At 41.3% G+C, this 21,420-nt stretch carries 23 protein-coding genes; 12 read left to right on the forward strand and 11 right to left on the reverse strand.

Annotated features, from left to right (window positions below; translation table 11 throughout):
• Positions 1-34 precede the first annotated feature (34 nt).
• Positions 35-460: a TIGR02444 family protein gene (locus I6E78_RS07990; protein ID WP_089368873.1), complete on the reverse strand. Its 426-nt coding sequence runs from the start codon at positions 458-460 to the stop codon at positions 35-37.
• Entirely contained in the window at positions 444-2,366 is a 1,923-nt protein-coding gene (locus I6E78_RS07995; RefSeq protein ID WP_011329532.1) for an ATP-binding cassette domain-containing protein, read from the reverse strand. The genes I6E78_RS07990 and I6E78_RS07995 overlap by 17 nt, the downstream gene beginning before the upstream one ends.
• A 132-nt stretch (positions 2,367-2,498) precedes the next feature.
• On the opposite strand from I6E78_RS07995, the gene I6E78_RS08000 reads away from it, so the two are divergent.
• The gene (locus tag I6E78_RS08000) at positions 2,499-2,702 is read left to right on the forward strand and encodes a YheV family putative zinc ribbon protein (protein ID WP_041454614.1); all 204 of its coding nucleotides are present in this window, start codon (positions 2,499-2,501) and stop codon (positions 2,700-2,702) included.
• A gap of 23 nt (positions 2,703-2,725) precedes the next feature.
• Here the strand turns inward: I6E78_RS08000 and I6E78_RS08005 are convergent, their stop codons facing one another.
• Positions 2,726-2,941 (reverse strand): SlyX family protein, encoded by a 216-nt coding sequence (locus tag I6E78_RS08005; RefSeq protein ID WP_011329530.1) that lies wholly within the window; start codon positions 2,939-2,941, stop codon positions 2,726-2,728.
• Positions 2,928-3,926 (reverse strand): WD40 repeat domain-containing protein, encoded by a 999-nt coding sequence (locus tag I6E78_RS08010; RefSeq protein WP_182684544.1) that lies wholly within the window; start codon positions 3,924-3,926, stop codon positions 2,928-2,930. The genes I6E78_RS08005 and I6E78_RS08010 overlap by 14 nt, the downstream gene beginning before the upstream one ends.
• A gap of 214 nt (positions 3,927-4,140) precedes the next feature.
• On the opposite strand from I6E78_RS08010, the gene fkpA reads away from it, so the two are divergent.
• The gene (gene fkpA / locus I6E78_RS08015; protein ID WP_011329528.1) at positions 4,141-4,893 is read left to right on the forward strand and encodes an FKBP-type peptidyl-prolyl cis-trans isomerase; all 753 of its coding nucleotides are present in this window, start codon (positions 4,141-4,143) and stop codon (positions 4,891-4,893) included.
• Between the two features lie 90 nt (positions 4,894-4,983).
• Here the strand turns inward: fkpA and I6E78_RS08020 are convergent, their stop codons facing one another.
• Complete coding sequence (locus I6E78_RS08020; protein WP_011329527.1) at positions 4,984-5,454, reverse strand: Rsd/AlgQ family anti-sigma factor; 471 nt, start codon at positions 5,452-5,454, stop codon at positions 4,984-4,986.
• A 526-nt stretch (positions 5,455-5,980) separates the two neighbouring features.
• On the opposite strand from I6E78_RS08020, the gene hemE reads away from it, so the two are divergent.
• Positions 5,981-7,045, forward strand: a complete 1,065-nt coding sequence (hemE, locus tag I6E78_RS08025; protein WP_058374381.1) for a uroporphyrinogen decarboxylase — start codon at positions 5,981-5,983, stop codon at positions 7,043-7,045.
• Between the two features lie 219 nt (positions 7,046-7,264).
• Here hemE and sthA read toward each other — a convergent pair whose 3' ends face one another.
• Positions 7,265-8,695, reverse strand: coding sequence for a Si-specific NAD(P)(+) transhydrogenase (gene sthA / locus I6E78_RS08030; RefSeq protein WP_172459241.1), 1,431 nt, complete (start codon positions 8,693-8,695; stop codon positions 7,265-7,267).
• Positions 8,696-8,708: 13 nt separating this feature from the next.
• The gene (locus I6E78_RS08035; protein WP_197182264.1) at positions 8,709-9,842 is read right to left on the reverse strand and encodes an acyl-CoA desaturase; all 1,134 of its coding nucleotides are present in this window, start codon (positions 9,840-9,842) and stop codon (positions 8,709-8,711) included.
• A 126-nt stretch (positions 9,843-9,968) separates the two neighbouring features.
• Here I6E78_RS08035 and fabR point away from each other — a divergent pair, with 126 nt between their 5' ends.
• From fabR to leuD, 5 genes are all read left to right on the forward strand, one after another.
• On the forward strand, positions 9,969-10,589 hold the full coding sequence (fabR, locus tag I6E78_RS08040; protein ID WP_011329523.1) for an HTH-type transcriptional repressor FabR: 621 nt from the start codon (positions 9,969-9,971) through the stop codon (positions 10,587-10,589).
• 394 nt (positions 10,590-10,983) lie between these two features.
• Entirely contained in the window at positions 10,984-12,537 is a 1,554-nt protein-coding gene (gene leuA / locus I6E78_RS08045; protein ID WP_011329522.1) for a 2-isopropylmalate synthase, read from the forward strand.
• Complete coding sequence (gene leuB, locus I6E78_RS08050) at positions 12,534-13,610, forward strand: 3-isopropylmalate dehydrogenase (protein ID WP_011329521.1); 1,077 nt, start codon at positions 12,534-12,536, stop codon at positions 13,608-13,610. The genes leuA and leuB overlap by 4 nt, the downstream gene beginning before the upstream one ends.
• Positions 13,611-13,677: 67 nt before the next feature.
• Entirely contained in the window at positions 13,678-15,078 is a 1,401-nt protein-coding gene (gene leuC / locus I6E78_RS08055; protein ID WP_011329520.1) for a 3-isopropylmalate dehydratase large subunit, read from the forward strand.
• Entirely contained in the window at positions 15,078-15,677 is a 600-nt protein-coding gene (gene leuD / locus I6E78_RS08060; RefSeq protein ID WP_011329519.1) for a 3-isopropylmalate dehydratase small subunit, read from the forward strand. The genes leuC and leuD overlap by 1 nt, the downstream gene beginning before the upstream one ends.
• 92 nt (positions 15,678-15,769) lie before the next feature.
• Here leuD and I6E78_RS08065 read toward each other — a convergent pair whose 3' ends face one another.
• A complete protein-coding gene (locus tag I6E78_RS08065; RefSeq protein WP_197182265.1) occupies positions 15,770-16,063 on the reverse strand; it encodes a hypothetical protein in 294 nt (97 codons plus the stop codon).
• A gap of 209 nt (positions 16,064-16,272) precedes the next feature.
• Here I6E78_RS08065 and I6E78_RS08070 point away from each other — a divergent pair, with 209 nt between their 5' ends.
• Entirely contained in the window at positions 16,273-16,866 is a 594-nt protein-coding gene (locus I6E78_RS08070; protein ID WP_197108883.1) for a hypothetical protein, read from the forward strand.
• Positions 16,867-16,868: 2 nt separating this feature from the next.
• On the opposite strand, the gene I6E78_RS08075 is transcribed toward I6E78_RS08070, so the two are convergent.
• The gene (locus tag I6E78_RS08075; protein ID WP_182677780.1) at positions 16,869-17,225 is read right to left on the reverse strand and encodes a hypothetical protein; all 357 of its coding nucleotides are present in this window, start codon (positions 17,223-17,225) and stop codon (positions 16,869-16,871) included.
• A 100-nt stretch (positions 17,226-17,325) separates the two neighbouring features.
• Here I6E78_RS08075 and I6E78_RS08080 point away from each other — a divergent pair, with 100 nt between their 5' ends.
• Entirely contained in the window at positions 17,326-17,766 is a 441-nt protein-coding gene (locus tag I6E78_RS08080) for a tellurite resistance TerB family protein (protein ID WP_011329515.1), read from the forward strand.
• Between the two features lie 12 nt (positions 17,767-17,778).
• Here I6E78_RS08080 and I6E78_RS08085 read toward each other — a convergent pair whose 3' ends face one another.
• Positions 17,779-18,345, reverse strand: a complete 567-nt coding sequence (locus tag I6E78_RS08085) for an NADPH-dependent FMN reductase (RefSeq protein ID WP_197182266.1) — start codon at positions 18,343-18,345, stop codon at positions 17,779-17,781.
• A gap of 354 nt (positions 18,346-18,699) precedes the next feature.
• Between I6E78_RS08085 and I6E78_RS08090 the strand changes: the two genes are divergently transcribed.
• Both I6E78_RS08090 and I6E78_RS08095 read left to right on the forward strand, forming a co-directional pair.
• Positions 18,700-19,596: a LysR family transcriptional regulator gene (locus I6E78_RS08090; protein ID WP_089368868.1), complete on the forward strand. Its 897-nt coding sequence runs from the start codon at positions 18,700-18,702 to the stop codon at positions 19,594-19,596.
• Positions 19,596-19,826 (forward strand): hypothetical protein, encoded by a 231-nt coding sequence (locus tag I6E78_RS08095; RefSeq protein ID WP_089368867.1) that lies wholly within the window; start codon positions 19,596-19,598, stop codon positions 19,824-19,826. Before I6E78_RS08090 ends, I6E78_RS08095 begins: the two co-directional genes overlap by 1 nt.
• 5 nt (positions 19,827-19,831) lie before the next feature.
• On the opposite strand, the gene norR is transcribed toward I6E78_RS08095, so the two are convergent.
• Positions 19,832-21,418 (reverse strand): nitric oxide reductase transcriptional regulator NorR, encoded by a 1,587-nt coding sequence (norR, locus tag I6E78_RS08100; protein ID WP_089368866.1) that lies wholly within the window; start codon positions 21,416-21,418, stop codon positions 19,832-19,834.
• Between the last annotated feature and the right edge of the window lie 2 nt (positions 21,419-21,420).

Here is a 21,420-nt window from a genome sequence, read left to right on the forward strand (position 1 = left end):
ATATGCGCGAGCTGTTTTTTCTGGCGCTTTGTACCTAAAAGCTGGCCTTTAAATATAATTCAATATTATTTGGCTCGGTACACTCTACCAATTCACATTCATTTACTGCATTTATTAGCATTTGCTGTTGCTGCTTTTCAAGCTTGAGCTCAGCGCTAAGCAGCTCTTTGCGTATGTTTGCATAGTCAGTAATAGCTTGTTGGTGTACTTTTAAATAACTGCGTGCTGCGCGTAGTTGCTGCATCACGTTATTATCGAGCTCATTAACAACTTGTGTTAATACTCCAAGCTGCTGACTATTTACAACTAAGTTTAGTGAATCTAAATACAAGAGTAATAAACACAAATTAACGTTTTTACCTTGCTGGTTTTGTAACTCCAGCAAGGTTTGTTGTTGCACTGGCTTTGCGTACAAAGTGCAGGAAAATTGCCAAAAATGGTCGCTATTGAGCAAGTTCATCGGCGAACGCCTGCTCTTTTTGTTCCATTTCGTCTAGCGCCATAAGGAGCGCTTCTTCAATGTCGTTAAGCTTAGGTGTAAGTGTGGCTTGTTTGGCTAGTAACTCTTTTAGCTTGGCTTTATTGTCATCAGAATATAGCTCGTTATCACCTAATGCTACTTCAACCTCATTGAGCTCTGCAGCGTATTTGTCGAGTTGCTTTTCGAGCTTTTCAATTTGTTTTTTAAGCGGTTGCGTGGCTTTTCTAAATTCGGCCTCAAGGCGTTTTTGCTCTTTACGGTTAATACCTGAATTAGCTTTTACTTCGTCACTTTGCTCTGTTTTAGTCGCTTCTTTATTGGCGTTAAGCAGCCATTGGTAATACGCATCTAAGTCGTAACCAAATTGAGTTACTTTGCCGTCATCTACTAAGTAAAATTCATCGGCGGTGTTTTTAAGCATATGGCGGTCGTGCGATACAGTAACCATAGCGCCCTCAAAGCCTTGCAGTGCCATAACAAGTGCATGGCGCATTTCTAAATCAAGGTGGTTGGTTGGCTCATCGAGTAGTAATAAATTTGGCTTTTGATATACCAGCATGGCAAGTACTAAACGTGCTTTCTCGCCCCCCGAAAAGGGTGCTACTGGCTCAAGCGCTTTATCACCAATAAAGGCAAATCCGCCTAAAAAATCACGCAGTGATTGCTCAGTAGCCTTTGGGTTTAGTCGTTGTATATGTGTTATTGCATTGGCTTTTAAATCAAGAGATTCAAGTTGATGCTGCGCAAAATAACCAATATTTAGCCCATGGTGCTGAATAACTTCGCCAGCTTGAGGCTCTAAATCACCCGAAAGCAGTTTAATTAGCGTTGATTTACCCGCGCCATTTCGGCCAAGTAAAGCAATGCGGCTGCCTGGTACTAAGTTTAATTCTATATTATTTAAAATGGTGATATCACCATATCCCGCTTTGGCTTTATCTATTGTCATTAGTGGGTTTGGTAATGCTTTTGGCTCGGCAAACTCAAAGTTAAATGGCGAGTCGGCATGTGCTGGAGCTAATTTTTCCATACGCTCAAGTGCTTTCACGCGGCTTTGTGCTTGCTTAGCTTTACTGGCTTTTGCTTTAAAGCGAGTTATAAACTGTTCTAGATGAGCAATTTGCTCTTGTTGCTTATCAAACATGGCTTGCTGCTGTAGCATGCGCTCGGCCTTTTGACGCTCAAACTGCGAGTAGTTGCCTTTGTACACGTTGATAAGTTGTTTATCTATATGCCAAATTTGATCAACTACGGCATCTAAAAACTCACGGTCATGCGATATCAGCACTAAAGTGCCAGTATAAGCACGTAAAAAACGTTCAAGCCAATATACTGCGTCTAAATCAAGGTGGTTAGTGGGCTCATCAAGTAATAACAGGTCGGCATCGCGAATAAGCGCTTGGGCTAAATTTAAGCGCATACGCCAGCCACCCGAAAATGAACTTACCGGGTTTTCTATTAAGTTATTAGCAAAGCCTAAACCATGTAATAGCTCACCAGCGGTTGATTCAATGCTGTAGCCTTTAATGTTTTCAAGCTGAATATGTATTTTAGCTTGTGCGTCGCCATCGTTAGCTTGCTCGGCTTCACGCAGTGCAATACGCATGGCGTAATACTGCGGATGACCTTGTAGTACATAGTCTATTGCGCTTATTTCCAGTGCGGGAGTTTCTTGTTTTACTGACGCTATAGACCAGTCTTTAGGTATAGTAAAGTTACCGCCATCGAGCTGTAGCTCTGCTTTGAGGAGGCTAAATAGGGTTGATTTACCACAACCATTAGCGCCTACTAGGCCTACTTTATGCTCTGGAAATAACGTAGCAGATGCATTTTTTAATAAAGCTTTACCGCCACGAAGAAGTTCTATTTCTGAGATTTGGATCATAAATGCGTTACTTTACTGTGCCCTAATTGAATTGCCAATATGATAACACGGATCGTATTGGGCATATCAACCGTATCAACGCATCACGTAATACGATAAAATAACATTAGGTCAAACTGTGGGAAAAATCTCGTGAAACAAAAGAAGCGATTTATAGCTGGGGCAACATGTCCTGAATGTAAAGCCATGGATAGGTTAATGCTTTACAAAGAGCATGATGTAGAAAAAGTAGAATGTGTAGAGTGCGGCCATAAAATGGCACAGCCAGAACAGGCTGTGCAGGCGTCAACACGCCAGTTTGAACAAGTTATAGGCGTGTTTAAACCAGGAGATTAAATCCTTTGCTGCATAGCTGCATATTAATAATGTGGCGGCGGTGGCTCAGGTTCGTTTGACATCATCGATGATGATGACTGCGATTCTTTAATTTTTTCAGCCAGTAGCTCTGTTTGGCGTTTCATTTTTGCCAACAGCTGCTGGTGAACTTTTATTTCGTCATTTAAAATATCAATTGTTTCGTCTTGAAAAGCCACTTTGGCCTCAAGTTCCATTAAGCGATGTTCAATTGTGTTCATTATTCTCTCGTATAATAAATCGCTCTGCGATACCGCTGGAGCTTTCGGTTAATAACGACCTGCCGTTATCTGTAAATGTTACATCGAGCACCACGGCCGATTTAGGCTTACTGCCTTCGCGTGGTGTCACTTGCCAAGTTTGAATTTTTTCACCGCTCGATATTTGCCATAAATCAATGCGTTTATTAGGCGACCCAGTTGCTAGCAAATCACCTTGATCGTTAAAGCGTACCGCCGTAAAAATTTTCTGACGCGCAATATACTTCAGTTTACTTACAAGATCACCTGTAGTCAGCTTCCATACATTTGCTTGTGCCATACTGTCGGCCGTAAATGCATAGCGACCTTGTGGGTCAAGCGTAACTTGAGTAACACGAGTAGGGTGGTTAAAGCGATGAATCACTTGCCCTGTACGCGTATCCCAAAAGTAAGCAACGTAATCGTTTGAACCACTTAAAGCATAGCGCCCGTTAGGGGCAAGATCGACCGTGTTTACTTTTTCTTGGTGGCCTAAAAACTCAATACGGCGGCCAGTTTCAAGGTTAATAAACACCACTACGCCATCGCTGCGCCCGTATAGTACGCTACGGCCTTGGTTGCTTATAGCAATATCGCGAATACTGGATTTTTGTATTTTGTAGTAACCTTTATTTTCGCCGGTGGCAATATCCCATACCGCAAAGGTGGTTTTTTCGGCGGTAACAGCCACACTGTTGTCAAAAGCGATAGCAACGGCATAAACCAGGCTATCTTGGGCTTGTTGCTGAAACCATTGGTATTTAAGTGCTTGCTGTTGATTATCCCACAGCGCGACCCCATGGTTAATGGAGGAGACTAAGCTGTATCTACCATCATGCGATAGCGCCGATGAAAACGCGCCTTGTGCAGCATGTTCATAACTGGCAACAGCTTGTTGTTTTTCATCACTACAGGCGATGGCCGATAAACAGCAAAACACGATAAAAAAAGTACGAAATAACGGCATATTACAAGCATTTCCTCTTAACTCTTAGTGATTGAGAGGTTAGACTAGGTCTCGTTGAAGGCCTAGGTTGTTTGTCTAATCACTGGATATGTTTTTAGTTTAGCTAACAACGTAAATTTTAGTTATTAAACAAGCAGCCTATCATGTAGGTCGTTAATCTTTAACTAGTAATAATACAATAAATGGCAACTGCAAAGTGTGTCGGAGATTTAAAATGAAAAAGACGATTAAATTGTCATTGATTGCAGCGTCAGTTTTAGCGCTTACAGCATGTAATCAAGAAGCAAAAAAAGAGCAAGCTGAAGTTAAACTAGACACTGTAGCGCAGCAACAAGCATACGGTATTGGCGCATCGGTAGGTAACTTTTTAAATAAAGACTTAGCCGATAAAAAAGAAATTGGTATTGAACTAGACCAAGCGCTGTTAATTCGTGGTTTTGAAGATGCACTTGCTGGTAATGCAAAAATTGACGAAGAAAAAATTCGCGAAGTATTAACTGAGTTAGATACATCAGTGCGTACTAAGCAAGAAGCACAAGCAAAAGTAGAGTCTGAAAAAAGCAAAGAAGCGGGTGTAAAATACCTAGCTGATAACGCTAAAAAAGAAGGCGTTACTGTTACTGAGTCTGGCTTACAGTACGAAGTGATTACTCAAGGTGATGGCGAAAAACCAGCTGCAACTGATGTAGTTAAAGTACATTATAAAGGCACACTTTTAGATGGTACTGAATTTGATAGCTCATATTCACGTAACGAGCCAACAACTTTCCCTCTTAACCGTGTAATTACTGGTTGGACTGAAGGTTTACAACTTATGCCTGTTGGTTCTAAATATAAATTTACAATTCCTTCTGAGCTAGCTTATGGCGACCGTGATTTAGGTAAAATTCCTGCTAATTCAACACTTGTATTTGAAGTGGAATTATTAGAAATTCAAAGCGATGCAGATGCTGCAGCAGCAGAGTAAATAAGAGATAAGCTAAAAATAATTTAGCCTACATATACAAAAAGGGACTTTAAGTCCCTTTTTTAATGCGTATAAATAACGGTGCGCTTGTTAATCCGTATGATTAGCAAATAAGTTATCAATAAGCTCATCTTCTAGCGCAAAGCGCGCTTCAAGTGCTTCACCAAGAACAGATAAGTCATTGTCAAAGCCTACTAGTAAATCTTCTTTATCAACTTCAGCGTATTTATCGTTAAAATCTAGCGCAATGTCGGTGGTATCTGTTATTTTTGGGTAAATAGCATTTGCTAGCAATTGGCTTTCTGGGCCTTTACTTTCACAAGCCTTAGCAATGTCATCGTATATTTCAAAGTGACCGGCAGATAAGTAATCCATTAAAATTTGGCAAAACGTTTCAATTTGTTGTGGTTCAGGCAGGGCATGATCTTTTTTATCAGAAGGTGAAAACCCAGCTAGCTTACAATAAAGCACAATGAGGCGTTGTCGCTCGTTTAGCCATTTATCAATTACAGTATGGCTACCCCCCCACTTTTGTTGAGCATTTTCTACACGCGTCAGCATAATCGTTCTCCTAAGCTGGGTTGGTTTTTTAGTTAAAAGTAAAAATTGTTTATACCTCAAGATATAGTTAATTGATGTGTATATCAACTAGTAAAATAGATGATCTAGAAGCAGTTTATTTTATTTGTAGGGAATTGATAATTTATTGCAGGCAAGAAAAAACCACCTGTTACGGTGGCTTAATTTTTTTCTATGGCTTGTTATAACAAGCTTTCTTATTTTTATTAGAAGATTTTTGTTATTGTTATTTTAAAACTTTTATTTTTATTGTTTTAAGATTTTTATTATTGTTTTTGTTAACGCGGGATAAACAATACCAAGGATTTAAGTATGTTGCAAACATATTAATGAAAAGTTTTAATTGTTGCTACTGTTTGCTTGTTTAATAGTCAAAAACAGTTAAAAACTCAAAACATCTTGATCTACCTCCTGTTGCTGTCAATTTAATCGCTTAGCGATAGAGAGGTAATGAATATGGTGGTACAATCTTGCTCAATTTCTATAAGCATTAGGATTATTTTACGCTATGAGCGAATTAAAAAACGACCGTTATTTACGTGCACTTGCAAAACAACCTGTTGATGTAACTCCAGTATGGATGATGCGCCAAGCAGGACGCTATTTACCAGAATACCGTGCTACACGTGCACAAGCGGGCGATTTTATGAGCCTGTGTAGAAATGCTGAGCTTGCTTGCGAAGTAACACTACAACCATTACGCCGCTACCCGCTAGATGCCGCTATTTTATTTAGTGATATTTTAACCATTCCAGATGCTATGGGCTTAGGTCTGTACTTTGAAACGGGTGAAGGTCCAAAGTTCGAGCGTCCAATTTCATCGCTTGCCGATGTTAAAAAAATTCCTAAGCTAGATCCAAACGACGATCTTGGTTATGTAATGAATGCGGTTAGTACTATTCGTCGTGAACTAAAAGGCGAAGTACCATTAATTGGTTTTTCGGGGTCACCGTGGACGTTAGCGACTTATATGGTTGAAGGCGGCAGCAGCAAAGTATTTGGCAAAATTAAAAAAATGGCATTTGCAGAGCCGCAAACGCTACATTTATTACTCGATAAACTAGCTGATTCGGTTATCGATTACTTAAATGCGCAAATTAAAGCCGGTGCACAATCGTTAATGGTGTTTGACTCATGGGGCGGTGTATTAAGCCCGCGCGACTACAATGAGTTTTCATTGCAGTACATGCACAAAATTGTTGATGGTTTAATTCGTGAATACGATGGCCGTAGAGTACCAGTTACTTTGTTTACTAAAAATGGTGGCCAATGGATTGAAGCAATTGCAGCAACTGGTTGTGATGCTATCGGCCTTGATTGGACCATTAATATTAGCGATGCTAAGCGCCGTGTAGGCGACAAAGTAGCATTACAAGGTAATATGGACCCGTCAATGCTGCACGGTACGCCAGAGCGTATTCGTCAAGAAGTAGCGACTATTTTAGAAGACTTTGGCACAGGTAATGGCCACGTATTTAACCTTGGCCATGGTATTACACCAGATGTAGACCCTGAAAATGCAGGTGTGTTTATTAATGCCGTGCATGAGTTCAGTGCTAAATACCATAAGTAATAAATATCAAATAAAGTACTGAGTGTTTAGTGTGTTATTTTTCATAAATAAGTCTTAAATGTGTAAACACATTTAAGGACAAAACAGCTAAACAACAAAAAGCCCGCTTACTATTTTTAGTAAGCGGGCTTTTTAATAAGGCGTGTTTGGCACTTATGCGTCGTTATTGCCTATTTATCAAATAACCACATTACATAGGTTATTCCTAGCTTAAAAGCTTTACTTAAATAAGCGATTTAATCCATTTAACGCTGCAACTCGGTAGGCTTCAGCCATAGTTGGGTAGTTAAAAGTGGTATTTACAAAGTATTCAATATTATTGCCGCCATTTTTTTGCTCCATTATGGCTTGGCCAATGTGGACAATTTCTGAGGCGCGCTCACCAAAGCAATGTACACCCAGTACTTCTTTGGTTTCTGTATGAAATAATATTTTTAAAGTACCCACTTCAGTACCCGCAATTTGCGCACGCGCAAGGTGTTTAAATTGCGCACGACCTACTTCATACGGAACTTTAGCAGCAGTAAGTTGCTGCTCGGTTTTACCTACTGAGCTCATTTCAGGAATAGTATAAATACCCGCTGGAATATCAATAATCAGCTTTTCATCACAGTTGCCACAGGAAATTGCATCTGCTGCAATACGGCCTTGGTCAAATGCGGCACTCGCTAGGCTTGGGTAACCAATCACATCGCCTACAGCGTATACGTTGTCAATTTCGGTTTGATAGGTTTCGTTTACTTTTAACTGACCACGGCTATCAGGTTTTAAGCCAATTGCTTCAAGGTTAAGCTTGTCGGTATTACCGGTGCGGCCATTAGCAAACAAAATACAGTCAGCTTTTACGCGTTTACCCGATTTTAAATGCATAATTACACAGTCATCACGGGTTTCAATATGATCAAACTCTTCGTTATGACGAATTACAATACCGCTATTCCAAAAGTGATAACTCAGCGCGTCAGATATTTCTGTGTCCATAAAGGCAAGTAGGCGGTCGCGAGTGTTAACTAAATCAACTTTGGCACCTAAGCCTTTAAAAATAGAGGCATACTCACAACCAATTACACCCGCACCATAAATAAGTACGCGATGTGGATCGTGGGTTAACCCTAAAATAGTATCGCTGTCGTAAATACGAGAATGGGTAAAGTCTACTTCTGGCGGACGGTATGGGCGCGAACCTGTAGCAATAACAATAGTCTTGGCCGTTAAACGCTCAGTTGAACCATCTTGGCGAGTTACTTCAACTGTATGTTTATCAATAAAACGCGCGTCGCCTTGAAACATTTGAATACGGTTACGGTCGTAAAAACTGCTACGTAAATTAGACTGCTTAGAAATAACTGAGCTGGCATGGCGTAAAATGTCAGGAAAAGTGAGTCGAGCAAGTCGATCACCGGTATTAAATAAAGGGTTTGTTTTATATTCTATATAACGGCTAACCGAGTGACGTAGGGCTTTAGAGGGAATGGTTCCCCAATGTACACAGCCCCCACCTACGGCTTCGTGGCGTTCAATAACAGCCACTTTTTTGTTATTTTTTGAAAGGTTCATAGCGGTACCTTCACCGCCAGGACCCGTGCCAATAATTACTGCATCATATTGGTATGTCACGGGTGTTTTTTTCTTTTCTGGTTGTTTGGCCACAGCCACTCCTATATTAACTAAAAGAGGCTTTTAATAACCTCGCATTAAGTGCTAGCCATGCCTGTTTCTGATTTTCCCAGGCGGCTTCCAGCTCATGGTATTGTGCCATTAATGCTGAACGTTCACACTGCTTTGCCATGTTATTTTTTTTAACTTCTAACACTTGTTTTTGTAGTGAACAATAATTTTGCAGTTTTTTCAGCAGTAAATCATATTCTTGTTGTAATAATGTAAGCTTATCTTGTGCTAAAGGCAATTTTGCAAGACGAACTTGTGTTTTGCCCATTAAAGTTTCGGCCTTGGCTTTTTCAATGCGTTCAACCGGTGTGCGCTTTAGTTTACTGGCTAAACCAAGGGCAGCTAACGAGCGAATAACCCATTTAGTGGGGTCATAATGAAACCACCTAATGCCGTTACGGTAATCACTGGCAAAAATATGATGAAAGTTATGATACCCCTCGCCATATGTAAATAGGGCTAAAAAGCCGTTGTCGCGGGCGGTATTTTTTTCGGTGTACGGACGAGAGCCCCAAATATGGGCTACCGAATTAATAAAAAAGGTAAAGTGCTGACTAAGTACTAAGCGCAGTAAACCGGCAAGTAATAACATGCCCCATACATCGCCAACTAGTAATCCTAGCGTAAGAGGTAGGCCTACATTCATTAAAAGAGCTAACTTTAAATAATGTTTGTGTTGCCACATTACAATTTTATTGCGTTGTAAATCGCGACAGTTACTGTAATCGCCGTAGCTATCAGTTTGATAGTCACGTAACATCCAGCCAATATGGCTATACCAAAAACCATTGGTTGCGGCATAAGGGTCTTTTATTGGGTCGTCAACTTGGCCGTGATGCACACGGTGGTCGCTGCTCCAATGTAGTGCACTGTTTTGCAGTGCAAATGCACCGCCTAAGGCAAACACAAACTCAACCGCCGGATGGGCGTTATAGGTTTTATGTGCCCACAATCTGTGGTAACCGGCAGTAATTGATAAGCCTGCATAAAACATACAGCCGACAAAGGCAATCCAGTGGGCACTAGAAAATCCGTAGTTAATACCATACCAAGGCACAAGCGTTATCGCGGCCAAAAAAGTAAGGCTAAAAAATAGGACGTTGGTCCAAATAAGTGGTGGTTTGTTCATAATTCTCTATCTCAGCGTACAACTGTAAGCTAAAATAATATTTCAAACTCTTGGCGTCAAGTATTAGACTGAGTAATTAAACTATTTTAATCAAAATTTGCTATAAATTCATTCAGGGAGCTGTTGATGTCGGGTGTTAGAGCGCAACAGAAACAAAAAACACGACAAGCGTTAATTGAGGCGGCATTCAATCAGTTGAGTGCCGATCATAGCTTTTCAAACTTAAGTTTACGCGAAGTTGCGCGTGAAGCCGGTATTGCACCAACTTCTTTCTATCGACATTTTAAAGATATGAACGAACTGGGTTTAACCATGGTTGATGAAGCGGGTTTAACCCTGCGTCAACTTATGCGCCAAGCGCGCCGACGCATTGCCAGCGGTGGTAGCGTAATAAATACCTCGGTGGTGACCTTTATGGAGTTTATTGACAACTCGAGTAATCAATTTAGGTTATTACTGCGCGAACGATCTGGTACTTCAAAAGCGTTTAGAGCGGCGGTAGCACGCGAAGTTAAGCACTTTATTTTAGAGTTGGCGCACTACCTAGAAAGCGAAACAAAATGCGATGCCACCCATGCGTATATTCAATCTGAAGCCATGGTAACACTGGTATTTAATGCTGGAGCAGAAGCGCTTGATTTAGAGGGCTTACAACGCGATGAGTTAGTAGAGCGTGTTATTTGGCAATTGCGCTACATTACTCGTGGTGCAACGCATTATGTGCGAGAAACAAATAAAGAGATTTAACAGAGTAAAAAGTTAATCTAAGCACTGTGCTTTACAGTGCTTAGTAATTTAAGCACTTTTCGGTGCTTTATTGTTAAAAAACCTCACCAAACCTTGCTTTAGTGCATAATTATTTCTGTTTAAAGCGATGTTAAATACAAATATTAGAATTTTTATGCTTGCACCTTGTGCATGGTAATGTTAAAAATAAGCCTCACTCGACACAAATAAGAAAGCAAGATGCATATTATTCGTTTAATTACACTAAAACTGAACCTCTTACTGCTATGGCAAGTGAGCGGGGATTAGTGTGTTTGCATTGAGCTAAACATAAAAAAACCCCGCACTTGCGGGGTTTTTTTTATCTCGCGGTAGGATAAGTTAACAATAAATAGCATTGGAATGAGAGGCTGTTATGCAAGACCAAGATAAAGTATGGATTTTTGATACCACATTACGTGATGGTGAGCAGGCGCTTAAAGCAAGCCTTACCGAAGATGATAAAATTCAGCTAGCGCACACCATTAGTCGCTTAAATGTAGATGTAATGGAAGTGGGTTTTCCGGTATCGAGCCCAGCAGATTTTCGCTCCGTGCAGCGTATTGCTACCGAGGTTAAAGGGCCAATTATTTGTGGCCTAGCGCGCTCAGTTGCTAAAGACATTGAAGCATGTGGCGAAGCACTTCGTAACGCGCAGCAAAGTCGAATTCATACTTTTATTGCTACCAGCCCTTTGCACCTTGAGCACAAGTTACGCATGAGCTTGGACGATGCCACTGCTATGGCAGTTAAATCAATTAAATTAGCACGTAACTATACCGATGATGTGGAGTTTTCGTGTGAGGACGCCGGACGTACACCACATTGGGATTTATGCCGCATTGTAGAGCAGGCAATTAAAGCCGGTGCTTCTACTATTAATTTACCCGATACAGTTGGCTTTGTAACGCCGGACGAATACGCAGGCATGATCCGTCATTTAATGAACAATGTGCCAAATATTGATAAAGCACGCTTAAGTGTGCATTGCCATAACGATTTAGGCTTAGCTGTTGCCAACTCTATTGCTGCTGTGCAAGCGGGTGCTCGCCAAATTGAGTGTACTATTAACGGCATTGGTGAACGTGCGGGTAACTGCTCACTTGAAGAAGTGGCAATGATCATGAAAATGCGCAAAGACCACTTAAACGTGTATACCGATATTAAAAGTGAAGAAATTTATCGCGCATCTCGCCAAGTCGCTAAAATTTGTAATATGCCAGTACAGCCTAATAAAGCCATTGTGGGCGAGAACGCCTTTGCACACAGCTCAGGTATACATCAAGACGGCGTATTAAAAGCGCAAAACACCTACGAAATTATGTCGCCAGAAAGTGTGGGTGTACCGAGCAACCAATTAAATATGACTTCACGCTCTGGACGCCATGTTATTGAACATCGCTTAGAAGAATTAGGCTATCAAAAGTCTGATTATGATATGGATAGTCTATACGAAAGTTTTATAGCCTTGGCTGATCAAAAAGGTACTGTATACGATTACGACCTTGAAGCGATGATTTACTTTAATCAAATTAACGACAAAGACGAAAAGTACCAATTAGAGTTTGTTAACTCGGTATCTAACTCACAATCGGTAGCCAGCTCTACTATTGGCATGTTGATAGATGGCGAAGCTAAACAAGAAGCAGCAACGGGGAATGGCCCAGTTGAAGCCTCTTTTGCTGCTATTGAGCGCTTAACCGGAATGAGCGTAGAAATGATTGAGTATAACTTAGAAGCCACAGGCCAAGGTGCAAGTTCACTTGGGCAGGTAAACATTATTGCTAAATTTAACGGCCGCCCTTATCACGGTGCCGGCATAGCAGCAGATGTGGTGGAAGCGTCGGTACGCGCTATGGTTCGTGTTTATAATTTAATTTATCGCGCACAAAAAGTGTCTGATTTAAAACAACAAAGGAAAGCAGGATGAGTAAAACAAACTACAGTGTAGCCGTATTAGCGGGTGATGGTATTGGCCCAGAAATAATGGCAGCAGCAGAGCAAGTACTGGATGCAGTGAGCAATAAGTTTGGTTTTACTCTAAACCGCGAACACCATGCAATTGGTGGGGCAGCCATCGATAAGCATGGAAAAGCCTTACCACAAAGTACAGTTACAGCCTGTGAAAATGCCGATGCTATTTTATTTGGTGCTGTTGGTGGTCCAAAGTGGGAGCATTTACCGCCCGATGAGCAACCTGAGCGTGGATCACTGTTACCACTGCGCAAACACTTTGGCTTGTTTTGTAATTTACGCCCAGCACAATTATTACCAGCACTAAGCACCGCATCGCCACTACGCGCTGATATTAGCGAGCAAGGCTTTGACATTTTGTGTGTACGTGAGCTAACCGGTGGCATTTATTTTGGTGAAAAAGGGCGCAGCGGCGAAGGCGAAAATGAATCAGCATTCGATACGCAAAGATACTCACGTAAAGAAATAGAACGTATTGCACGTTTTGCCTTTGAAGCCGCAAAACTGCGTAGTAGCCATGTTACTTCGGTTGATAAAGCCAACGTTTTAGCATCAAGCGTACTATGGCGCGAAGTTGTTACCGAAGTAAGCAAAGACTATCCAGAAGTAAAACTTGATTATATTTACGTAGATAACGCAGCAATGCAGCTTGTAAAACAACCAAGCCAGTTTGATGTATTACTGTGCGATAACTTATTTGGCGATATTTTGTCTGATGAGTGCGCGATGATCACTGGCTCTATGGGGTTATTACCATCGGCTAGTTTGAACCAGTCGGGCTTTGGTTTATACGAGCCTGCCGGTGGCTCAGCCCCCGATATTGCAGGTAAAGGCGTGGCAAATCCGATTGCACAAATTTTAAGTGCCGCACTAATGCTGCGTTACTCATTGGGCCAAGACGAAGCTGCACGCACCATTGAAAAAGCAGTAGCTGAAGCCGTTGCAGCGGGCGTAGGTACGCCAGATATATTTCCAAACGCTGGCTACACTACCAATGATGTTGCTGCAGCGATTGTTGCACGCATTTAACTAAAAACACATTTTAATGCCGCAGCTCCGTTAGGCTGCGGCTCAAAACAGATTAGGGGATTAGCAAGTGGCCCAAACGTTATACGACAAAATTTGGCAAGCACATACAATTGCCAGTATCAACGAGCAAACCGATTTACTTTATATTGACCGTCATTTAGTACACGAAGTTACGTCACCACAAGCCTTTGCTGGTTTGCGTGAAAAAAACCGCACTGTACGCTGCCCAGAAAAAACCTTCGCTACTATGGATCATAATGTATCGACCAAAAGTCGCTCATTGGATGCTGCTAGCGAAGTGTCGAAAAATCAATTAATGGCACTAGATGCAAACTGTAAAGAGTTTGGCATTGTGCTTTACGATTTAAACTCAATTAATCAAGGCATAGTGCATGTTATGGGGCCAGAGCAGGGTATAACTTTGCCAGGCACGACCATAGTATGTGGTGACAGCCATACGTCGACTCATGGCGCATTTGGTGCGCTTGCCCACGGTATTGGCACCTCAGAGGTTGAACACGTATTAGCAACGCAAACATTGCAACAAAAAAAGGCTAAGTCGTTAAAAATTCAAATAAATGGCCGTTTGCGTCCCACCGTTACTGCAAAAGACTTAATTATGGCGGTTATTGGTAAGTTAGGTACAGCGGGTGGCACGGGCTACGTTGCAGAATTTTGCGGTGAAGGAATTGAAGCGTTGTCGATGGAAGCACGTATGACGTTGTGTAATATGAGTATAGAAATGGGTGCCAAGGCAGGTTTAATTGCTTCTGACCAAATCACTTATGATTACCTAAAAGGTCGCCCATTTGCTCCTAAAGGCGCTGATTTTGACGCAGCTGTTAAGTATTGGGAAACATTAAAAACAGATGATGGTGCGCAGTTTGATCATGTTGTTGAGCTGGAGGCCAGCAGCATTCAGCCACAAATTACTTGGGGCACTAGCCCAGAGCAAGTGATTGGCGTAGACGAGTGTATTCCTGATCCTGATAAAGAACCTGATCTAATTAAAGCTGATGCGATCCGCAGTGCATTAAAGTACATGGGCCTAAAAGCGGGCGAAAAGTTATCAAGTGCAAAAGTAGATACCGTGTTTATTGGCTCGTGCACCAATAGTCGTATTGAAGATTTACGTGCAGCAGCAAAAATAGTCGAAGGCAAAAAAGTAGTTGCCGGTATTGAAGCGTTAATTGTACCGGGTTCTGGTTTAGTTAAAAAACAAGCCGAAGACGAAGGCTTAGCAGATATTTTTAAAGCAGCTGGCTTTGAGTGGCGTGAACCGGGTTGTTCAATGTGTTTAGCAATGAACGACGACCGCTTAGGTGCAGGTAAACGCTGTGCATCCACCTCAAATCGTAACTTTGAAGGACGTCAAGGCCGTGGCGGGCGCACCCATTTGGTTAGCCCTGCAATGGCCGCTGCGGCAGCTATACATGGTCACTTTGTTGATATTAGAGGAGAAGCCTAATGAGCATTTATTTTAGTGGCTTAATGGCCCCATTGGATAAAAACAACGTGGACACGGATCAAATTATTCCAAAGCAGTTTTTAACCTCAACCAGCCGCGAAGGCTTTGATGCCGCATTATTTTATGATTGGCGCTATTTAGAAAATGACGAGCCAAACCCTGATTTTATTTTAAATCGTCCTTGCTACCAAGGCGCGCAAATATTACTAACGCGCGACAACTTTGGTTGTGGGTCATCACGCGAACACGCGCCATGGGCACTAAAGCAATATGGTTTTGAAGTGATTTTGGCTGAAAGCTTTGCCGATATTTTCTTCAATAACTGTGGCAATAATCAAATGTTAGCCATTGCACTGCCTGGCGATACGCTAGAGCAATTATTTGTGTTAAGTGAGCAACATGACGATATTCATATCGATATCGATCTTGAAAATCAAACACTGACTAGCACTAAATTTGCCCCCATTAGTTTTGATATTCGCAAAGACGTAAAAGAGCGTCTATTAAGCGGCCTAGACTTTATTGGCGTAACCGAAACGCTTAACCCACAAATAGACGCGTTTGAGCAGCAACTTGCTGCAGAGCGTCCTTGGCAGTAAGTTGTTAAAATAAATAAAAAGACGTATTTAGCGCAGCATAAGCTGCGCTTTTTTATTTTAGCGGCAACACATTAATTGTTTTATCAATTTGTTCAAAATAAAAATGCAGTAGCTAAACTAGCGGCGGAAATGGCTGCTATTATTAATAAGTTTATCCTTTTAAAGGTTTGAAAACGGGTTACTTTCGAGTCATCTATGGTCGCAAAAAAGCCATTTTTAAATGATTCAGCAAGGTTGGCATGTGCTGTTCCATCTAAAGAGTTTTGGGTAAGCTTTTGCCATTCATTTGGGTAGTGCTGAGCAAGGTATTTACATAGGGAAAGGTAATAACGATTTTGTAAAATCAATAATAATATGACTATTATTAAGCCTATATAATTTGTCATTTGGTTCTGCGCTCCATGCTAGTTATTAATTTTACAGTTGGCAGTATTTAATTATTATATTTTTTTTGCAACAATTTATATTTTAAAATTATCAGCGAGTTGCAAGTATCATTTGTTGGTTACTCCTGCACTTTGGTGGTTCATCGTGATTACTTCCTTTAAGTGAGTTAAAGGGCTATGGTACTAAAAACTATTATAAGGAATATGTGATGAAATTATTAACTGCAGCCACTTTATTATTGGCTTCATCAACTGTTGTAGCAAGCCCTGCGCCTTTGGTGTCTATTGCTAGCCACGATGCGTTTTTTAGTAATATTGCTGCACATTGCGGTAAAGCTTATGAAGGCAAGGTAAGTGTTGATAACGCCGCGGGACCAAGCTCGTTTGCGGGCAAAAAATTAGTAATGCATGTACGTAAATGTACCGACAGTGAGCTGCAAGTGCCATTTCATGTGGGTGATGATGCATCGCGCACTTGGATTATTACTAAAACGGGCAGTGGCTTAAGCTTAAAGCACGACCATCGCCATCAAAATGGTTCTAACGACATCTCAACTATGTATGGCGGGCATACAAATGATGCTGGCTTTGCACAAATGCAGTCGTTTCCTGCCGATCAATATTCAAAAGAATTATTTGTTGCACAAGGGATAGCACAGTCGGTAGGTAATACTTGGCAAATGTATATTTATCCTGAGGTATTTACTTATCGTTTAATTCGTCAAGGCCGCGAATTTAAAGTGGATTTTGATTTAACTAAACCCATCACTCCGCCAGCAGCCCCTTGGGGATACACAGACTAAAATTATTCATCTTCGCACTGTAGTAAAACACTTAATGCTGGTTGGTAAGCTCTAGGGTTAGTAGGCATACTTTCGTACTCTTGCACGCCATCCAGCACTTTAAGCATAAATGTTTTATTAAGGCACAAGCGATTAGCATGGCGTAGTAAAAATACACTCTGATTTGCAAAGTGTTTGTAATCGTCTGACTGGATCTCTATTTTATAGTTATCATCGTCGAGTTTTGTTTGGTAATAATGTACTTTATTATCAAAGTCGTAGAGTTTTTCTGTTTTTGCTTGTTCGGCAAAAGCTGTGCCTACGCTTGAACAAGCTAGCAAAGTACTGCCAATAACTAAGCTAATGTTTAATCCTTGCATAAATAATTCCTTTAATTTGCGAACTTTATACCCATTAATACTATCAGTATTAAGCGCTATTTATTTATATTAAGTTTAACACCCAATAAGGGAAAGTGTGATGTTCAAACAAATAAAACAACTTTTTTCTGTATTCGATGAGCAACAGCCAAGTATGCAAGAGCATGATTTAAAAACAGCGGTTGCTGCATTATTAATTGAGGTAATGCGCGCCGATGCTAAGTTAGATGATGATGAACAACATACTTTAACGACTACCTTAAAACGCTATTTTGCATTAAACGATGCAGACGTAAACGAGCTGCTAAATAATGCAAACAGTAGCGTGGATAGCGCGACAGATTATTTTCAGTTTTCAAAACAAATTAACCAACATTGTAGTGCTGCGCAGCGCATTGAAATAATAGAGTTATTATGGCGCTTAGCCTATGCCGATGGTGAGATTGATCCGCAAGAAGAGTACGTAATACGTAAAGTGGCAGGCTTGTTATATGTAACTCATGTAGATTTTATCGCCGCTAAAATTGCGGCGACAAAATAGAGCTTTAGCAGGTTAGCTAAGCTTGCTGGCAACAGTTACTAATTGTTGTGCTAATGCAGACACTTTTTCTGCTGTATTTGGGTTATTAATTTGGCCATTTTCATCGAGTAGAGTATGCACAGCCGGTACTGCTAGCTGATCGGCAAGTACTAATGAGCCAACACCACTTAAAATATCACGCACGTGGTTTAAGCCACGTAGACCACCTAATCCACCGGGCGATGCTGCAAATAACGCCACTACTTTATTGCGAAAAGCAGGTACTGCACCTTGCTCTGTGCGAGAAGCCCAGTCGATTGCATTTTTAAGCGCTGCAGTAATAGAGCCATTGTATTCAGGGCTGGCTAATAAAATACCATCTGCAGCACGTAACTTCTCTTTTAACAGCTGCACATCGGCAGGAGTACCTTGCGCTTCAATATCTTGATTAAAAAGTGGGATATTTAAATCGGCAAGTTTAATTATTTCTACTTCTGCACCACTTTCTAATGCAAAGCGTGCTGCTTCATTGATCAGTTGTTGATTAAAGCTGTCTTTACGTAAACTACCTGCTAAAGCAATAATTTTTGGTGCTGTCATGGTTTATCCTGCTAATGTGTTAGTAAATCACTTAACCAAAGTTCGGGCTAATGTAACCTGAGCTCCGGATAATAAACTTATCTCAAGCAGCTATTTTCAGCGCTAACTGCGTTGAATTTAATTGCAATAGGCCAGCTATTGACGCGTAAATTCGCCTTGTTTTCACTGAAAACCTCTGGCTAGAGAAAATAAAATTAAATATAACGATGATTCAATATGTTAGTAAATCTCTTAACCAGAGTTCAGGTTAATGTAGATAATATGGGGCTACTTTAACAAAAAATGACTTGAAGAAAACCCGAATAAACGCAACACTTATGTGCGTATATGCACATAAGTTTAAGGTGGCACAGTATGGCGGTTAAGTTTGAAGATTGGCAAGATGTTAAAGTGGCTTTTGAGGTTGCACGTTTAGGTACCTTAACTGCGGCGGCAGAGGCGCTTAATGTGCACCATAGTACAGTGCTTAGGCGAATTAATAATCTTGAAAAAAACTTAAACACACGTTTGTTTCATCGCCATGCTCGTGGCTATAAAGCAACAGAAACAGGCGCTAAGCTGTTTAGTACCGCACAAGTGATCGACAGCTCTCTTGAGCAGTTACATAATGATATTGCTGCGGCTGATAGCACACTGCGCGGCAGTTTACTGTTAACCACGGTTAGTGGCTTTATGGATGTGCTTGGCGATGTGTGCGAGCAATTTCAGGCGCTACATCCACAAGTGCAGCTTGAGATGATTTTAGAGCAAAAGCGTTTACGGCTCGATCACGGTCAGGCGCACATTGCCGTACGGGCAGGGCCAAGGCCCGATGAAGGCGACTATATTGCACAGCATTTGGCTCAGCTTAACTCGGGTTTATATGCTAATCGGCGATATATTAATAAATATGGTATGCCTAAATCGCTGAGTGATTTACAGCAACATAACTTTATTTCTGGCGTGGCGGGCTTTAATGCGCGGGTGCCGTATTTTGAATGGGTAGATCAGCATATTGCAGCGCCGCAAATAAAACTGCGTGTGTCAGAAACCTCAGAAGCTACGCGTGCTGTAATTAAAGGCTTAGGAATTGGTGGGTTACAGCACAATGTTGCGGCTCAATACGCTAATTTAGTACCCATTTTATCTAATGAATTAATCTGGTGTACTGATATATGGCTAGTAACGCATCATTTGGTGCATCGTACCGCAAAGGTACAGGCGTTTAGCCAATTGTTAAAAACCTATTTTCAAACCAATAAAGCAAGCTAATGTGGCATTATAAAAACTTAGGTGATGCTATGTTTGCAGATGCAGAGCTGGCTAAAATAAAACAGCTAGCAAAGGCTACCAACGCACCACTTTACGTTAAATATTACGCAAAAAGTGGACTGCATTGTGAAGTGTTACTGTATTTTTCGCCACACTATCAATCGCTTGCTGCTCTGCTGGGGGCTACTTGCTGTAAAGCCCCTAACTTAGATGAACTGACGGTTTTATAGCTATTTTATAGCGACTTTTTGACTGAAATACCTAAGCGTTTAGCCAAGCGAACTAAGTTTGCACGGTCTACTTTTAAGGTGCGTGCTGCACTTGCCCAGTTATAATTATGTTGCTCAAGCTGCTGACTAATTAAATGATGGGTAAAGGTATCGGTTGCTTGCTTAAGTGATAAATTTTGCTCTGCTATGTTAGTGCTACTGCCAGTGGTGGTGTTTGTGGTACTAGCAGGTAATGATAACTGTGTTGTATTACTCGCACTAAGGTTTAGCTCACAGTGCTCGGGCTTTATGGTAATAATGGCTTGTTGCCATTGGCTTTGTTTGGCCTTTAGTGCTGCGCGGCTAATTACATGTTCTAGCTCCCGTACGTTACCCGGCCACTGATATTGGGTTAACAATAATTGTGCATCGACACTTAACTTAAGTTGTTTTATTGCTAATTTTCGTGCGGTTTGCTCAACAAAAAAACCAGCTAATAAAACCACATCGTTTTCACGCTGGCGTAACGGCGCTACCGTTAGCGGGTAGACACTTAATCTATGGTATAAATCGGCTCTAAAGCGTCCTTCGGCTACTTCTTTTTTTAAATTACGATTAGTAGCAGCAATAACCCGCACATCAACATATTTCACTTCGTCTTCGCCTACTGTTTGTATTTCGCCACTTTGTAATACCCGTAGCAATTTACTTTGTAGTACCAGTGGTAGCTCGCCTATTTCGTCTAAAAATAAAGTACCACCGTGCGCTAGCTGAAACTTACCTTGGCGCGCATGATCCGCCCCAGTAAAAGCGCCTTTAGCATGGCCAAAAAACTCACTTTCGGCGAGATTTTCAGCAAGCGAAGCACAGTTTAAATGAATAAGTGGCTGCTCACTGCGTTTCGAGTGTAAATGAATATTACGTGCAACCAGCTCTTTGCCTACGCCGGTTTCGCCTAAAATTAACACACTAAAATTAGAGGCGGCGACAAGTTTTATATCATTTTTAAGTGCTTGTATTGCTGAGCTTTGACCAATAATTTCGCCGCCATCACGGGTGAGTGCTTCGCGGTTAAGCTCTTGCACTAAGGCGCTAGAATGCTGTGCATGTAATTTGTAATGAGCCAGCTGTAATGCCGTTTTAAAATGTGCGCTGCATAGCGTTTGTAAGGTGCTAAGCGTTTGCGCACTAATAGCGTTAAAGGCATTGGCATTTAGGCTGTCAAACGTAATTACACCTAATAACTGTTGTTGATAAAATAGGGGTAAACCTAAGCAAGCATGTACCGGAATGTCGCCAGTTTTTGCTAGTAGTAAGCCGTCGTACGGATCGGGCAATGGACAGTCATGGGCAAATTGCAGTGGTTGCTGAGTATTACAAATAGCTTCTAAGCGCGGATGCTCACTAAGCTTAAAACGCCGCCCCAGGCTATCTGGCATTAAGCCTTTAATTGCAAGTGGCTTGAGCTGCTCACCTTGTAGCTCAAGCAGTGCGCTGGCATCACTGGCAATCACTGTTTCAAGGACAGTAAGTAATTGCTCAAAACAGTTTTTATCTAATGTGCTTTGAGCCAGCTTTACCGCTACGGCAGTGAAGTTAATTGCGCTGCTCATGT

The organism is Pseudoalteromonas sp. NZS127, assembly GCF_015864805.1.
GTDB classification, from domain to species: domain Bacteria; phylum Pseudomonadota; class Gammaproteobacteria; order Enterobacterales; family Alteromonadaceae; genus Pseudoalteromonas; species Pseudoalteromonas nigrifaciens.

Bases quoted from the DNA above. Each gene is read 5' to 3' on its own strand.
- I6E78_RS07990 (WP_089368873.1), bottom strand. From the start codon at position 460: ATGAACTTGCTCAATAGCGACCATTTTTGGCAATTTTCCTGCACTTTG.
- I6E78_RS07995 (WP_011329532.1), bottom strand. From the start codon at position 2,366: ATGATCCAAATCTCAGAAATAGAACTTCTTCGTGGCGGTAAAGCTTTA.
- I6E78_RS08005 (WP_011329530.1), bottom strand. From the start codon at position 2,941: ATGAACACAATTGAACATCGCTTAATGGAACTTGAGGCCAAAGTGGCT.
- I6E78_RS08010 (WP_182684544.1), bottom strand. From the start codon at position 3,926: ATGCCGTTATTTCGTACTTTTTTTATCGTGTTTTGCTGTTTATCGGCC.
- fkpA (WP_011329528.1), top strand. From the start codon at position 4,141: ATGAAAAAGACGATTAAATTGTCATTGATTGCAGCGTCAGTTTTAGCG.
- I6E78_RS08020 (WP_011329527.1), bottom strand. From the start codon at position 5,454: ATGCTGACGCGTGTAGAAAATGCTCAACAAAAGTGGGGGGGTAGCCAT.
- hemE (WP_058374381.1), top strand. From the start codon at position 5,981: ATGAGCGAATTAAAAAACGACCGTTATTTACGTGCACTTGCAAAACAA.
- I6E78_RS08035 (WP_197182264.1), bottom strand. From the start codon at position 9,842: ATGAACAAACCACCACTTATTTGGACCAACGTCCTATTTTTTAGCCTT.
- fabR (WP_011329523.1), top strand. From the start codon at position 9,969: ATGTCGGGTGTTAGAGCGCAACAGAAACAAAAAACACGACAAGCGTTA.
- leuA (WP_011329522.1), top strand. From the start codon at position 10,984: ATGCAAGACCAAGATAAAGTATGGATTTTTGATACCACATTACGTGAT.
- leuB (WP_011329521.1), top strand. From the start codon at position 12,534: ATGAGTAAAACAAACTACAGTGTAGCCGTATTAGCGGGTGATGGTATT.
- leuD (WP_011329519.1), top strand. From the start codon at position 15,078: ATGAGCATTTATTTTAGTGGCTTAATGGCCCCATTGGATAAAAACAAC.
- I6E78_RS08065 (WP_197182265.1), bottom strand. From the start codon at position 16,063: ATGACAAATTATATAGGCTTAATAATAGTCATATTATTATTGATTTTA.
- I6E78_RS08070 (WP_197108883.1), top strand. From the start codon at position 16,273: ATGAAATTATTAACTGCAGCCACTTTATTATTGGCTTCATCAACTGTT.
- I6E78_RS08075 (WP_182677780.1), bottom strand. From the start codon at position 17,225: ATGCAAGGATTAAACATTAGCTTAGTTATTGGCAGTACTTTGCTAGCT.
- I6E78_RS08080 (WP_011329515.1), top strand. From the start codon at position 17,326: ATGTTCAAACAAATAAAACAACTTTTTTCTGTATTCGATGAGCAACAG.
- I6E78_RS08085 (WP_197182266.1), bottom strand. From the start codon at position 18,345: ATGACAGCACCAAAAATTATTGCTTTAGCAGGTAGTTTACGTAAAGAC.
- I6E78_RS08090 (WP_089368868.1), top strand. From the start codon at position 18,700: ATGGCGGTTAAGTTTGAAGATTGGCAAGATGTTAAAGTGGCTTTTGAG.
- I6E78_RS08095 (WP_089368867.1), top strand. From the start codon at position 19,596: ATGTGGCATTATAAAAACTTAGGTGATGCTATGTTTGCAGATGCAGAG.
- norR (WP_089368866.1), bottom strand. From the start codon at position 21,418: ATGAGCAGCGCAATTAACTTCACTGCCGTAGCGGTAAAGCTGGCTCAA.